Source organism: Kordia sp., assembly GCF_050633145.1.
Taxonomy (GTDB): domain Bacteria; phylum Bacteroidota; class Bacteroidia; order Flavobacteriales; family Flavobacteriaceae; genus Kordia.
Genome location: NZ_JBOEFY010000004.1, coordinates 18,612 through 32,422, shown reverse-complemented (window position 1 = coordinate 32,422; position 13,811 = coordinate 18,612). Strand labels below are relative to the sequence as shown.

The 13,811-nt window shown below is 33.0% G+C and carries 11 protein-coding genes; 2 read left to right on the top strand and 9 right to left on the bottom strand.

The window, feature by feature from the left end; genetic code table 11:
- Nucleotides 1-79 precede the first annotated feature (79 nt).
- The 4 genes from ACRBBL_RS02305 to ACRBBL_RS02290 are packed head-to-tail and all read right to left on the bottom strand — an operon-like array spanning nt 80 to nt 7,497.
- Nucleotides 80-379: a hypothetical protein gene (locus ACRBBL_RS02305; protein ID WP_431367423.1), complete on the bottom strand. Its 300-nt coding sequence runs from the start codon at nt 377-379 to the stop codon at nt 80-82.
- Nucleotides 380-383: 4 nt separating this feature from the next.
- The gene (locus tag ACRBBL_RS02300) at nt 384-3,170 is read right to left on the bottom strand and encodes a hypothetical protein (RefSeq protein ID WP_431367422.1); all 2,787 of its coding nucleotides are present in this window, start codon (nt 3,168-3,170) and stop codon (nt 384-386) included.
- Nucleotides 3,167-3,529 (bottom strand): hypothetical protein, encoded by a 363-nt coding sequence (locus ACRBBL_RS02295; RefSeq protein WP_431367421.1) that lies wholly within the window; start codon nt 3,527-3,529, stop codon nt 3,167-3,169. The genes ACRBBL_RS02300 and ACRBBL_RS02295 overlap by 4 nt, the downstream gene beginning before the upstream one ends.
- Complete coding sequence (locus tag ACRBBL_RS02290; protein WP_431367420.1) at nt 3,529-7,497, bottom strand: hypothetical protein; 3,969 nt, start codon at nt 7,495-7,497, stop codon at nt 3,529-3,531. The genes ACRBBL_RS02295 and ACRBBL_RS02290 overlap by 1 nt, the downstream gene beginning before the upstream one ends.
- 118 nt (nt 7,498-7,615) lie before the next feature.
- Here ACRBBL_RS02290 and ACRBBL_RS02285 point away from each other — a divergent pair, with 118 nt between their 5' ends.
- Nucleotides 7,616-7,774 carry a hypothetical protein gene (locus ACRBBL_RS02285; RefSeq protein WP_431367419.1) on the top strand — a complete coding sequence of 53 codons (159 nt, stop codon included), beginning with the start codon at nt 7,616-7,618 and terminating at the stop codon, nt 7,772-7,774.
- 351 nt (nt 7,775-8,125) lie between these two features.
- Here the strand turns inward: ACRBBL_RS02285 and ACRBBL_RS02280 are convergent, their stop codons facing one another.
- From ACRBBL_RS02280 to yiaA, 4 genes are all read right to left on the bottom strand, one after another.
- Complete coding sequence (locus tag ACRBBL_RS02280) at nt 8,126-8,680, bottom strand: GDYXXLXY domain-containing protein (protein ID WP_431367418.1); 555 nt, start codon at nt 8,678-8,680, stop codon at nt 8,126-8,128.
- A 5-nt stretch (nt 8,681-8,685) separates the two neighbouring features.
- Nucleotides 8,686-9,960 carry a DUF2157 domain-containing protein gene (locus ACRBBL_RS02275; RefSeq protein ID WP_431367417.1) on the bottom strand — a complete coding sequence of 425 codons (1,275 nt, stop codon included), beginning with the start codon at nt 9,958-9,960 and terminating at the stop codon, nt 8,686-8,688.
- Between the two features lie 19 nt (nt 9,961-9,979).
- On the bottom strand, nt 9,980-10,246 hold the full coding sequence (locus tag ACRBBL_RS02270) for a hypothetical protein (protein WP_431367416.1): 267 nt from the start codon (nt 10,244-10,246) through the stop codon (nt 9,980-9,982).
- A 92-nt stretch (nt 10,247-10,338) separates the two neighbouring features.
- Nucleotides 10,339-10,812 carry an inner membrane protein YiaA gene (gene yiaA / locus ACRBBL_RS02265; RefSeq protein WP_431367415.1) on the bottom strand — a complete coding sequence of 158 codons (474 nt, stop codon included), beginning with the start codon at nt 10,810-10,812 and terminating at the stop codon, nt 10,339-10,341.
- A gap of 180 nt (nt 10,813-10,992) precedes the next feature.
- On the opposite strand from yiaA, the gene ACRBBL_RS02260 reads away from it, so the two are divergent.
- Nucleotides 10,993-12,495 (top strand): tetratricopeptide repeat protein, encoded by a 1,503-nt coding sequence (locus ACRBBL_RS02260; RefSeq protein WP_431367414.1) that lies wholly within the window; start codon nt 10,993-10,995, stop codon nt 12,493-12,495.
- Between the two features lie 20 nt (nt 12,496-12,515).
- On the opposite strand, the gene ACRBBL_RS02255 is transcribed toward ACRBBL_RS02260, so the two are convergent.
- On the bottom strand, nt 12,516-13,613 hold the full coding sequence (locus ACRBBL_RS02255; protein WP_431367413.1) for a hypothetical protein: 1,098 nt from the start codon (nt 13,611-13,613) through the stop codon (nt 12,516-12,518).
- Nucleotides 13,614-13,811: the final 198 nt, after the last annotated feature.

The window sequence follows — 13,811 nt, the reverse complement described above, 5'->3', positions numbered from 1 at the left end:
CAATCGTGCGGTAGCGGGGTAACTATATTATTATGATACAATATTCTGTATTGTAGAGGTTCAATGACTCTCTTAGTTTTTACAATGGGATATTCCACCTTCCTGCTTCATATTCTTCTAAAAAGTGTTCTTTTGGAGCATAAGTACCAAATTCTATAATTTTCCCGGATTTCTTTTCTACTAAAAACGGAGCATTGCCTAATAAGTTATGCTTTCCATTTTTTGTTAGATATGCTTCTTTACTTGTATAACTGTATACATTGCCATACGGTTTTTTTATGATGTTTTCAGGAACAATTATTAGAGGAATACCTACTTCTTTTTCAGTTTCTAAAACGTAATCTTTGGCTATTTTTAGTATTTCTTTATCTGTTAGCATATTTTTAGTTTTTATGTACAATAATATATTCAAAAAAATCATAATATTTAAATGGCAATGGAGAAGTGTTACCAATTTGTCCATCAGGTCTCAATAATTTACCATCTTTTTTTATTCCGTTAAAGACATGACCATCTTCAAAATGTGACGATCTATCACCTCTAATGATAACTCTATCCCCATCATTAAGCTTTTCTGTTAATTCAGGTAAACCTTTTTGAAGCCTTGTCCAAGTTGTATTGTATTTTACAGACAATACAGCTTTATTTTGAGACTTTGAATGTTTGGCTAATGTAATAGTTCCTGTTCTTAAATATTCTTCAACGACTTGCACGACATTAACACAATTCGTATTGGAAACTTTACGTATTTGACCATTTACAACAGTATGATTAAAATGCTTTAATGCCATATCTAGATGCTCAAAAGCTTCATTAGGTTTTATTTTAGCTAAAATTTTAGCTTCTTTTAAGAAGTCATCAACTTTCCATTTTGTTATAACTTGCCCAACAATTTCACGAGTTCCTGTAGCACTTTTCTCCAAATGCTTAATAGCCTCCAAAGTCTCCTCAGCCTCCAAAACTTCCTTACTCTTTTTACTAGCACCAGCATCATCAGCTTTTTCAATGATTTCTTTAGCTTGCTTTTTTATCTTAGGAAGCTCAGGGTGTTCTATCACTTCTTTTGCAGCTTTTGATAGCGATGTGCGAAAAGCTACACTAATCTCTCCTGAAAGACTTATGATTTCAAGGAAAAATAAATATTTAGCAACAGTCTGCCCAAAAGGCGTATCGCGTAACCCCATTAATTTTATAAGACCGTTTCCTGCTCCAGAGGTAATTTCAACAGTACCAGCAAAAGATTTAGCTAAGGTAATGGCTTTGGTAGCACTTCTTGTTCTACCTGCTAAATTATGTCCCGCTTTTAATATTTTAAATAAGCGTCCTGCTTTTAAAATATTCAAAACTCCAGAAACTGTTGTAACAACATCTACAGCGTATTCTGCTCCTACGATGACATTCTCCCAAAAAGCCTTTTGTGTATTTGCTAACATTACAAATGCAGGCAGTACAGCAAATTTAGCATTTTTATTATTCTCATTATCTTTAAAAATAAAATGAGGATTATCTTCTTCTAAAATTACGATAGGTGCAAATGGATCGTAAATTAAAGTTTGTTCTTGTGTCGTATGGAATGGTATGTAAAAAACTTCTTTTCCTACTTTTCTTTTAACTTGCTTTACAACTTTAGTTGAAATATCAATTTTAATTTTATTTGATTCTTCAATATATTCTATATCAGCATTGTCATGATGAAAACCTATAGTTTTATCTGATTTGTAATTTAATAACGTTTCTCCTTTGTCTGTAATCTTGGGATTTTCTTCTGTGAAATCTTTATAAATAGTATTCTTCCAAACGCTCCATATAAATCTTACATATTTGTCAAAATTACTCGTATCCATTTTATTGTAAAGTCTATAGAAATAAGAAGTTTTATCACTCATTTTTCTATTGAATAATTCATCTATGAACACTTTTGGGCTGTTCATTTTACCTTCAATGGCAATTAGAAGTTTTAAGACAATGTCTTCTTTGACTAAACCGAAATTGGTTACTTTTCCTTCTAAAGATTTACCTAGGATTTTCCAAAGCATTTTTAGCGGTAAATGTTCTATAAAAACTTCGGGAGTATAATAGAATATTTCTAAAACTTTTTCTAGTTTATTTTTATAGATATCGAGCTCTTCACGAACGTATTTTATGTATTGATCTATAAAGAGTTGTCGTATTCCTTCATTTTCAAAAGAAATGTTAGCATTAAAGGTTAATTTACTCATGATTCCATCCATGAGTTCATACATGTTTAAGTACTCTTTACTTTCAATAGAATCAAAATTGTCATCGTAGAAAATGACGCGATTTATAAAACTCAGAAATGTTCCAAAATATTTTGTTTTAATTGTAATGGCAGCAGGTTGATGTTTTATATCAAACCTTGAAAACTCATCAAGAGCATATTTGTATTCTAACATGAAACTACCTCCAAACTTTTTGATCGTTGGAAATAAGTACACTTTTCCTTCAGTATTTATAATTTCTACATCAATATTTCTATCAGTATAATTTTTTGGAGGTCTTCTATGTTTAAATTTATCAGGGTTAAAATCTCTTTCAGTGATTCTAGTAACCTTACCTTTGTGATTAATGAATTTTATTATATATCTTCCAGTAGTTATTCCAACATCTTTCGGGTCATACGCGAATATGTCAGAATAGGAAAAAACAGGGCTAGAAATGTCGTTGAAAATGATCCTATTAATTTTTTTATTGTAGTAATATTTATACCGATTTCTATTTAATGGAATCAACTTGAAATCAGTATCATCCATACTCACCCAATTAGGACTTTCGAAACCTTTATATGTTATTAAAGGATGCCCTGAATTGGTAATGTATACACGTCTTAAGTAATAAGTGATGCTATCAGAATTATTAGCTGTATTGTTTATTTTAATCGCTAAATGATCTGTGACTACAAAAGGAAAATCATTCTGTAAAGGTTCGTAGATGCTAGAATCTAATAATTCAGACCTTACCGCTTCAATTATTGTATTCTTTATTTCGTTATCATAATCAAAGTCCTGATCAATTACATACACAAATTTTTTGTTGCCTTTGATTCGATCTTCTTCTGAACGGCGATTTATTTTCAGATATTTAATTAAAGGTTCTATGCTACCTGTAAACCCACCTATACTTGTATTGTTTGTTATAGCTTCTTCTATCATGTGATGTTTTTATAAATAGATTGTATAAAATCACTATTAGGAAACAACTCCACCAAATCCTTTCGATACTTCAGCATTTCAGCAGCTTTTTGTTTACTGATAATGCTTAAATCGATATGATAATTTTTAGCGGTTGTCCAAATGTGCGTATTGATAATTGGGAAATCGCATACCATGATGATATCCCAATCTTTTCCTGCTAATTGATCCCAGTTTTGTATTGGAGTTTTGGCTCTGCTACCATATAAATATATAGTGTGTACAGGCGTAATTCGTGCTACAGTCTGTTTCAATTCATTGAGAATGTATGGCAACACGTTGTCGTGCTGCCATATCATTTCTAATTGTACATTACTCATTATTGGAATCTTGCCAACGGAAGTAATACATCAACTTCACTGTCAGTTAAGGCTGCTGCATAACGATCGTGAACACGATTAGGGTATTCTGTAGGCGAACTTACAATGACACCTTCCGAACTGATATTCATCTTCAATACATCATGCGCTGAATCGTTTACAGGATTTTCTACATCTGGTTTTTCAAACGTAAATTTTGAAATTTGACCATAATCAATAGTAAATTGCAGTCCTAACGGATTTCCAACAGCATCAAAAACTTGCTGTGCAACAAGACCTGAAATCAACGAAATCTTTTTTGCTAATTGCTGATACACAATTCCTGCACTGTCTTCTGGACTCCATGCAGCATCACGTTGAATTACAATTTCCTGTTCCATACATTTGTATGTAATTGGAAACATTTCTGCATCATCGAAATCAGCTACGGTTTGAATTTTTGCTCCAGAGTTATTATAAAAAGTTACTTGTACTTCTCTTTTTGAAGCTGTATTGTCGCCAACTTGTAAATCATTAAAAACAGAACTATCATTTACAATATTGCTGCTGCATTCCGTTTGATCAGATGGAATAAAATCTTCTATATCGTCACATTCGCACGGAAGTGCTTTTTCAACTTTTAAGCCTAAACTATCTGCCTGTAAAATGGTTAATGAAGTAGGAACACGTGTTTTCCATGCTTTTCCTTCTTTTACACCTAAAGGTTTCTTTAATTCGTCTACAATTGACATGTACAATGGATCATCTAAAACAGGCAATTCGCCACCATTCCAAATACTTCCTGTGCTCATATAATGCATAACAGCTTCTTCAAATCCTGGACGAACCGTTAATACAACTCTTGCCAATCCGGCTTGCATAAAACTTCTGAATAATGGATCGTTGTTTTCAAACGAATACAATTCATTCCATTCTTTGCGATTTCCCCAATAGAAAGGGTAGAAGTTGTACGACATAATTTCCCACTCAAAAGCTTGCTCTAAGAATTTTGCAAACGAAGCATAATCATCTAAGGATGCATTTGTACTCGTTACATGTGTATCAATAGCATCACCTGAATACATCTTTTTACCGTATGTTCTTGTAGCTGTTGGCGATTGATCCATTAAGTACGACAAACAGTTTTTACGTAATACAGTTTGCTCAATTTTACGATAGAATAACGGATTGGAATCTTTCATTTCCGCTACTTTTTCCTCTTCCTGACCTTTTTGTGCTAAATACGCAGCTAGCTTGTCTTCGTATGCTGTAATAATTGCATTGAAAGTTTCTAATTGCCAAGCTACGTAGGTTTCATCTAATCTTCTTAATTTGATATTCACATTTGAATTTCCTGAAAGATGCGTTAATGAAGAAAACGAAACTGGAATGCTAGAAACAAATTTTGACAAGTTTTTCGGAGTTCCTTGCGGCATTTTTACACCACCAACAATAATGTGTGTACGACCAATTCCAGAGTCTTCACTATCTACCCATTCTGCAGTAGCGCTTACAGTATAATAACCTTCTGGAATTTCCAATTCAGCATGGTCTCCATGACGTTCGTTTGTATCTCCAATTACTTCTCCAGCTTTGTATGAAAATGCTTTTCCAATGTGCATTTCGACTACAGGTGGCTGATTAACTTCTGCATTGTAAACTGCTGCCAATTTTTTATAATTTGAATCATTAACAGTAGAAGCATCACTCATTGTAAGTCCATTAATAACCACTTTTCTCGGATCTAATGGTTCAGACAAAATCATGGTTTCGCTATTGCTTTCTTCTGGAATTGAGGCCATTGCAATACGATGTAATTTTGAAGGCTGCGGAATGGCAAATTCATACATTAATCGTCTACCATAGTTGAAGATTTGATTTTTATACACTTTATCAATCCAACGATACACACCAACTACATGCTTATCACCATTTCGATTGTCAAAACCGTGCGAATTATTTTCTTCAAATTCTTCAATGATCTTGCTAATACGTTCCTCCTTTACACGTTGTACAACACGATCCATTGCTCTTGATGTAATTTCTTGTGCTTCTGTAACTGCTTGATTGATACTTTCTTCATTAGAAGTATGCGTAGCAAAATTTGCTCCAGCTCCTAAGTTAAAGTTGTATTTCTCGCCGCCATATCCTAAGCTTGAATTTACATACGAAGAACTGTCTTGAGATTCTGCCATCACTTTTGAAATTTCATTCTGCATTTCAAAACGATCTGTCGATGTGGTATCAGTTAAACGTTCTTTTTCAGTTTCAGAACTTGTAGACGTTGTGTTTTCTGAAGAACGCAATCTACGTGTAGATTTTTCTTTGTATTCACGCGCCATCACATTTTCAATATGTGATACTTCTCCTTCCGTATAACAATGTACACTTTGCTCCACTTTTCGGTAATCGGCAATTCCCAATTGACGCATTCCGTAGCCAGATGGAATAAAGTTTCCATCGTCCGTAACTGGTTCGTCTGTAGCAATAGTTCCTAAAGCACAGGTGTTTGGTCCTAAAATACGATCGTGTTCAAATACAGTTCCGTCAAGTAAAGTAACAATCGATTTTAAGCGCAGATTAGCGTGTTGTGCCGTTGGAATTGTATACACATCATTGAGTAAGTTTACTTTTATGTTACTCATAGAACTATCTATAATTGAAAACGAAGTGCTACTGTGTAATAAATTATCTGAGACATCATAAACTTCGGCACTTACAGATTGTACAGCAAATAAAGAACCTTCTGACGGATTGGTAATGTCAACAAAGAATTTCCAATACGCTAAATTTGTCTTTGTATTAATACGTCTTCTAGAACAAAAAGCAGCCGTAATCTTTGTTGGGTCAACATTGTTGTGAAGCGGAAGAATTGTTCCGTTTACACTTACCGACTTTTCATAAAAATGTGTATTTTCATATACAGCAGTTGTAGCCATTTCTGTTTCTTTTGCCAATAATTCTTTTGCTTTCGCGAATGTTTTAATTTTTTCTATTGGCGATAAAAATGCTAAGGTTTCATACGTAAGTGTTGAAAATACATTTCTTGCATCTGCGGTATCAATTTCATCTCTAAACGAAAATGAAAATACAGGCAAGTCCGGATATTGTACTGGCGCAGGTTGATCGCAAGGATTAATGTTTGAAGCGTCATAAACTTTGTCACCTCTAGTGTCACACCAAGTTGTTTTGGCAGTTTGCACATCAGCTTCATAGGTATCTAAGAGGTCTTTTACATCTTTATCGTGATTTGCTTTTGCAGTTTTATATGCTGCACGATATTCCTCTTGAAATTGTGTTTCTAACTCTTCAACTTCGTCCGTTACTTTTTGCAAGCTTTGCAACTCTTGTGACGCAATACTTGCCATTAATTTTTGTGATAATGGAATTGCTTTAAAAGTCGTATTGTCTTTGATAGCTTTATCGCCTGCAACAGTATCATCAGTCAAGTTAAATACTTCGCTTGGTAAAATAACTTTTGCGTATACAATACTGTTTACTAGATCTTTTTTTAGATCGATATCTAATTCTTCACCACGCGGAAAATTAGCAATAACATGATTTGCTTTTAAGAGGTGAATAATTGCTTCTTTTGTGTAAAAATCTTCTTCTGTAGCGAATTGATAGAATAAATTATCCCACAATGTAGTATCGTCTGTTAAGGCATTAATGCCAATAGTTTTGGCTTCTATTTCGTCAAGACTAGCTGTGCTTCTGTTTTTAGCCAACCATTCTGAAAATTCAAACAGCTTCGTATCTAATGCTTTGATTTCTGATTTAGAAGAACTTGAAAAATCTTTGGCTGCGTTTTGGAGTGCAAGCCACTTGGAGACAGCTGCTTCTCTTTCCGTGACTGCATCATAAAAAGTGCCATTTTTCCCTGATTCAGATATAAAAATGAATCGTAATTGTTTGTTTGCTTCTTCGCTTAAATCTGGACTTCTCAGACTTGTAAAACGAAAGAGTGTTTGTGAAATTTGATCTTTCATAAAATAATAATAATTAATTGTTATACAACAGTTTAAATGTTAATTACGGCAATGCCGTAAGGGACTTTCAGTTTATTTTTATAGCTTTTGATTATTACTAACCGCAAAACAATAAATCATGAAAAAAAGAAGTCTTAAAGCATTGAAGCTTAACAAAAAGTCTATCTCAACATTCCAAGATCTAGCCATTAAAGGTGGATGTCCATCAGATGATTGTGGACCTACCAGAAATTGGGATTGTAGACTATCGCGTCCTGGAGCCGAAGGATGTTGGTAACGTTATAAAGTAACTCAACACAAGGCGGACTTAGGTTCGCTTTTTTTTATGTTTTTTGCACTACAGTTTTCGCATACGAGATGCGTTTATTAATAATTTGTACTATTAAAATGGTTGGGGATTTTGGTGGTGAGTAGTTAATTCTTATTCAAAGTATGTAATAATTCAATACAAGGGCAGAATTACTTCGTGAGCGTTGAATTTTTTGTGTGAGCGTCGTGTTTTAACAAGAAATTAAGAATAATGTAGAGTGTACACGATCAAAATTAAAATAATTAAAAAGAAGAATTTTAATCAAAAAAGCACCACCTTATTTAATTAAATGAGGTAGTGCTTTTTTATAAAGGTATTTTATTTTTCTACGGCATCTTTGATAGAAACACCGTCTATAATTACATCCGTTAGTACATGATTTCCGTTTTTAATATATACAAGCGCATATACATCTTGCTGCTTTTCAGTACGGTTATTTTCCCAGTACATGATTTCAGCATCATAGGCTTTTGTTTCTTCCATATAATAGGTGTCAAAAGGAAATTGAAAAGGTACTTTTCCATTGTAATGACGACGCGTTTCTACAGTTACATAATCAAATTCACTATCAGGTATTATTTTTTTCGATAAGGTTTCTAAAACTGCGTACCCGTTTTCATCTTTTGAGATGTATGCATATGCAGTTTGTTTGTAATTCCAGTCGCTGTCTTCTGTTATAAATGAATTTATCTCAAAATCTAAGTCTATAAATTTCCCCATAAATGGATTGTTTGGATCTACAGGTGCGGTTTTGAATTTGTATGCATTTTCAGGGGAAATGATACTTTCGTATTTGTATACAATTTGAGCAGAAGCGGCAATTTGTGCAATGACCATCAAGCCAAAAAGTAAGTATATATATGATTTTTTCATGATGTTTATTTTTTAGTGTTTTGTTGTTTAAGCATGATATAGTTCGCTGCAAAAAATCCTCCACCAATTAATAGAAAGAACAATCCGCGCAAAGCAAAACTTATATTTGTATCATAAAAACGACAGGCAATTAACAAAGCAACGATAAACATTCCACAGTTTAACATGCCAAAACGAACCTTGTCTGCACCAATTTTTATCAGCATTATTCCCAATACAAAAATTAATATGTTTATGAATAGGGTTGCAATAACATTATTTACAGCTCCAATAAAGAAAACGATTGTGAAAATGAGAAAGATATACTGAAACAAATCATTCTTTTTAAATGTTTTTATTTTTGAATTTTGATACAAAACAAAACCTATAAGAGCTAATAGAATAAGACAGATTGTAATTTCTGACTCTCCAAATGAACCTGATAACGGCAATATGTTCCACGCCATGCGAAAACTTGTAACGAACAATATAGAAACAGTTCCGAGAGCGCCTAAAACTAAATATCCATTTTGCCACAATGAAGCATTTTTAAAATAAGAGTGTTTTCCAATGTTATAAAACAGACCACTATATAATAACATATACACTAAAAGCCCCGTAAAATATGAGCGTCCAATAAAAATAGGAAATGCGAGCATTAAACTTAACGGAAATAGCCAATGAAAAGCAATAACAGCTGGCGATTTGACTTTAGATTTTAATAATTGAATGTAACGTGGAATAGGAATTGCAAATAGAACAAGATATACTATTGGTGCAGAAGATAATGGTCCAGAACTAGCTTCAAAACTGTAATAGGTAATGAAGATGAGGTGCAAAATAATCGCAGAAGTGGATTTGGTTAGATACATGAGCGGAATGCACAAGGAAACCCAAGCCAATAAAAACGATTCCAAATCGCCCGAAATATGATATACCTGACTTACCGTAGCAATACAAACGCCAACAGAGAGAAATAAAAATACTGTAGCGGCTTCTTTCCAAGTAACAGATTTATTTTTTACTATGCTAAAACCTAAAACGGCTTGTCCTACTAACATGGGAAGAAAGGCAAGAATCACTTTGGTAACTCTTGAGAAATGATCCCAATTATGCGCCATGATTAAGATAATTCCTAACCCGACGAGTGTTGCGCCCAAAATTCCGAAAATTGTAAACAATCTGCCACTGTCAGATGCATTCGTTTTTTTATAATGGGCTTCTATATTTTGAGCAATTCCGTCCGTAATAATGCCGTTTTCGACCAATTCGGGCAGCGCTCTTGTGATTTTTGAATTCATGTTTTAAAGTATTTTTAAATTAACGATACGGATACCATGCGAATGTTAAGATAATGATTATAAGTAGCATGGTTAAAAAGATACCGTTTTTATAATAAATATTTTTAATTTTTCGAATGAGAGCATAGTAGATAGCACTAAAAGCGATTCCTAAAACGATAAAGAAAGGAATAGAAAGTGTAAATATTATACTAACGCCTCCACCGCCAATAGGGATAAAATAACTTAGTATGAATGTGAGAAATCCACTAAGCAAAATAACAATTGATTTTAGCTGATCGTTCATTTTCTATTTATTTTATGAATTGATTTTTTAAATAAAACCTCACAACAACTACATTCGTTCGTCATTGCGAGGTTCAGGTAATCAACCAACATTTAAGCTTTTTGATTTTTTAATCCGTGTAAATCTCTAGTATTTTTTTGTGCGGCTACGGAAGCAAATAGACTTAGGGTAAACGACATTCCGTAAAAACCTTTTTCGCTCAATTCCATATCTGCATTCCACAATCCTACAACTAGTAATGCGATTGCAGCAATAGTTGTAAACCAACTTATTCCGTAGTAAATCTCTGTTACAGGAATACCTTCCATTTTATCTCTTACTGCTTTTTGAACAGAAACCACAGAGAATAATCCGAATAGTAAAATGGTAAAGTAGTATCCTTTTTCGTTTAATTCCATTGAAGCATTCCACAATCCTACGCAATAGGCAATCATTCCGATACCTAATGCTGCCCATGATGCACCAATAAAAGCTGGTGTTGGTTTAAAAGGATTTTGTTCTTCGTTATTTGTTGTTGTAAACTTTGTTGTTTTTTCTTCTGAATTTTTAAATGTTTGTTGTTCCATAATGGTTTGATTTTAAATGTAAATTGATTTGTTTTTGTGTTTTGATTACAGGACAAATATGCGATCGGATTTTTGGTTACGAAATTCACATTTTAATAAAAAAGGACTATATTTATATGATTAAAAATTAATTAAAATATTGATTATTAATAGTTTAATTAAAATAAAAAGGTCGATATAATGATTGCAATTGATGTTATTATTTCTCAATTTTCTACAGAAGAACAACAAGAGTTTGTAAAATATCTTAATTATAAGAACAAACGACACGATACTAAGAATGTACAGTTGTTTCAGTTATTGCTTGCGAATCATCCCGCAAAGGAAATTCCGAAAAAGCTATATGGAAAAGACAATAAAACGGCGTATCACGGATTGCGGAAGCGTTTGTGGAGTTCGTTGGTTGACTTTATGGCAACACAAAGTCTTACACATGAAGTTTCAGACGAATTAGAGATTACAAAACGAATTTTAGTCGCACGTAATTTATTGCTTCAAAAACAATTTAAAACAGCATTTAAAATATTAAATAAGGTAGAGAAGAAAGCACGTGAGATTTTACATTTTTCCTTACTCAATGAAGTGTATCATACACAGATACAATACGCACACAAAACGAGTTACGCGCCACCATTAGAAGTTTTGATTGAAAAATGTACAGCCAATCAGCAAGATTTTTTACAAGAAGAAAAGTTGAATATGGCATACGCGGTGATTCAAGAAAACCTACAAAAAGTAGTCTATAAAGGAGAAGTTATTTCGTTTCAAACTCTAATTCAAGAAACCTACGAACGTTTTGGAATTTCAAAGGAAATAGGATTGTCGTATAAATCTTTGTATCAATTGGCACAAATTATCAATTCTGTCGCCGCTGTAAACAAAACCTATTTTGCGGTTGAACCTTTTATTTTGGAGAATTACAAAGATATTTCCAACCGATTGAAACAAACGGACAAGCATTTATTTTATCACATCAAAGTATTGCATCTCATTGCAAATATTTTCTTCAGAAAGAAAGAATTCGCGCAAAGCGTACATTATTTAGATTTTATGCGAGCGGCAATGGAACAACAAAAACGACGCTATTATAAAGGCTCGCTGTTGTCATATCAATGTTTATTGGCGCTGAATTATAATTACTCTGGAAATTCTGAAAAAGCCATTGCACTTTTAGAAGAAGTGGTCGATTTTAAAAAGTACGATTTGGAAGCTATGTTAGACGTGCATTTAAGTCTGATTGTATTTTATTTTCAACAAGGAGAGTTTAAAAAAGCCCAAAAAGTATTCTCAAAATTTTACCATACCGATAAATGGTACGAAGAAAAAACAGGCGTTGATTGGGTGATTAAAAAGAATTTAATTGAATTGTTATTACATATTGAATTGGGCAATATTTCCTATGTCGATTCACGCTTTATAAGTTTTCAACGAAAGTACTATCCGTTTTTTAAGAAATCGGGAGAAAATCGTGTTATAACGTTTTTAAAATTTGTCAAAGACTATTATCACGCGCCCGAAAATGTCACTTCCGTGGAATTTCATACTGCTGTAAAAAACTCTTTTGAATGGAAAGTGCGTGTAGAAGAAGATATTTTTGTGATGAGTTTTTATGCATGGTTGAAAGCCAAAATGAGCAAAACACCATTGTATCAAACGACTTTGGATTTGGTGAAAATTGAATGAATGAAATTTTTAACGGTTACTTACTTTTTAGGCAATTCCATTTTAAGATAGGTATATAACTTTTCTCGAACTTCTTTATAATTAGGTTTTTCATAAGAAGCACGTACGCTCATCAAATGAAAGAAATGGTATTGGTTATTGTGTTTTATAAGTGTGGCAGCACCGTAAAAAATGAATCCATCTATAATAATTGAAAAATCTACTTCTACAATGTTCCCTTTATCATACCGCTCACTATTTGCAAAATTAAAATAATCATCTAGCGATTCATCAATAAGTGATTTGCGTAATCCTATCCATTGCAGAACTATATTTTTTCCATTTTCTTTCTTTTCTTTACTGTAGAAGAAATATTCATCTGAATTCTTCGCCAAGATGCTTACATTCGGAATCGCTCTAGTGTCATAAATTGGAAGTTCTTTTGGTATGTGAACAGTTACATTCGGAAGAATTCGTTTTTTATAAGTGCTATTACGTGCTTTTTTTTCTTTCAGATTCACATTATTCCCTACAATAACTCTGGAAATATCAGGTTTTTCAAGTTGCTTAAAATATTCTTTTCTCGATGCTTTTCTGAGAGAATCTTTTTTTAAAAACGCTATTTTATAGGCTTTTCTAAGAGAATCTTTCTTTTTAGGATCTGCATTTACGTATTCATTATTAGCTGATTCTTCTACCTGCATGATCGTTTCTTTCTTTTCTGTATCAGTCACTATATTCAACATAAATACCAAACCAAAAAGCGCAATAATAAAGAGACTACTGATAAGTGGTAGTTTTAATTTTGAAAACGGACTTTTCTTTTTTTGAAAAGCAGTGCGTTGTTGATACTGTTTGTCATTTTTAGAAAAAACCTCAAACTCAATAGGACGATTTATAGTATTTGTTTCTGCAGAAGTTACTGTAGTTTTTTCAGTCTGTGCTAGCGTTTTAGATGTATCTTTCTTATTGGAAGTTTTGAGTTTTTGCTCTTTACGATGAGTTGTATCTTTATTTTTTTTGGGAGATGTGTCAGAATCTTTATCAGTAGGATTTGTGGAAAACTGAAACTTTCGTTCTGAAGATTTCTTCGAACGATTTCGTTTTTTATCATATTCGGAACGTCTGGAACGTTTCACGCGCGGTTGGTTTCAGGTTATAGCTAAAGATATAAAAAAAGAACAAGTCTAAGTTGATTTGTTAATGCGTTAATTTGAGAATTTGTTAATGAAGTTTCAAAACGAAAGTAAGTATACCAAGAGCGAAGCGATCTAAGAGATTCCCGCATCCGCGGGAACAAGTCTAAAAGCGATAGCGGTCTGAAAGCAAAGCGCGTC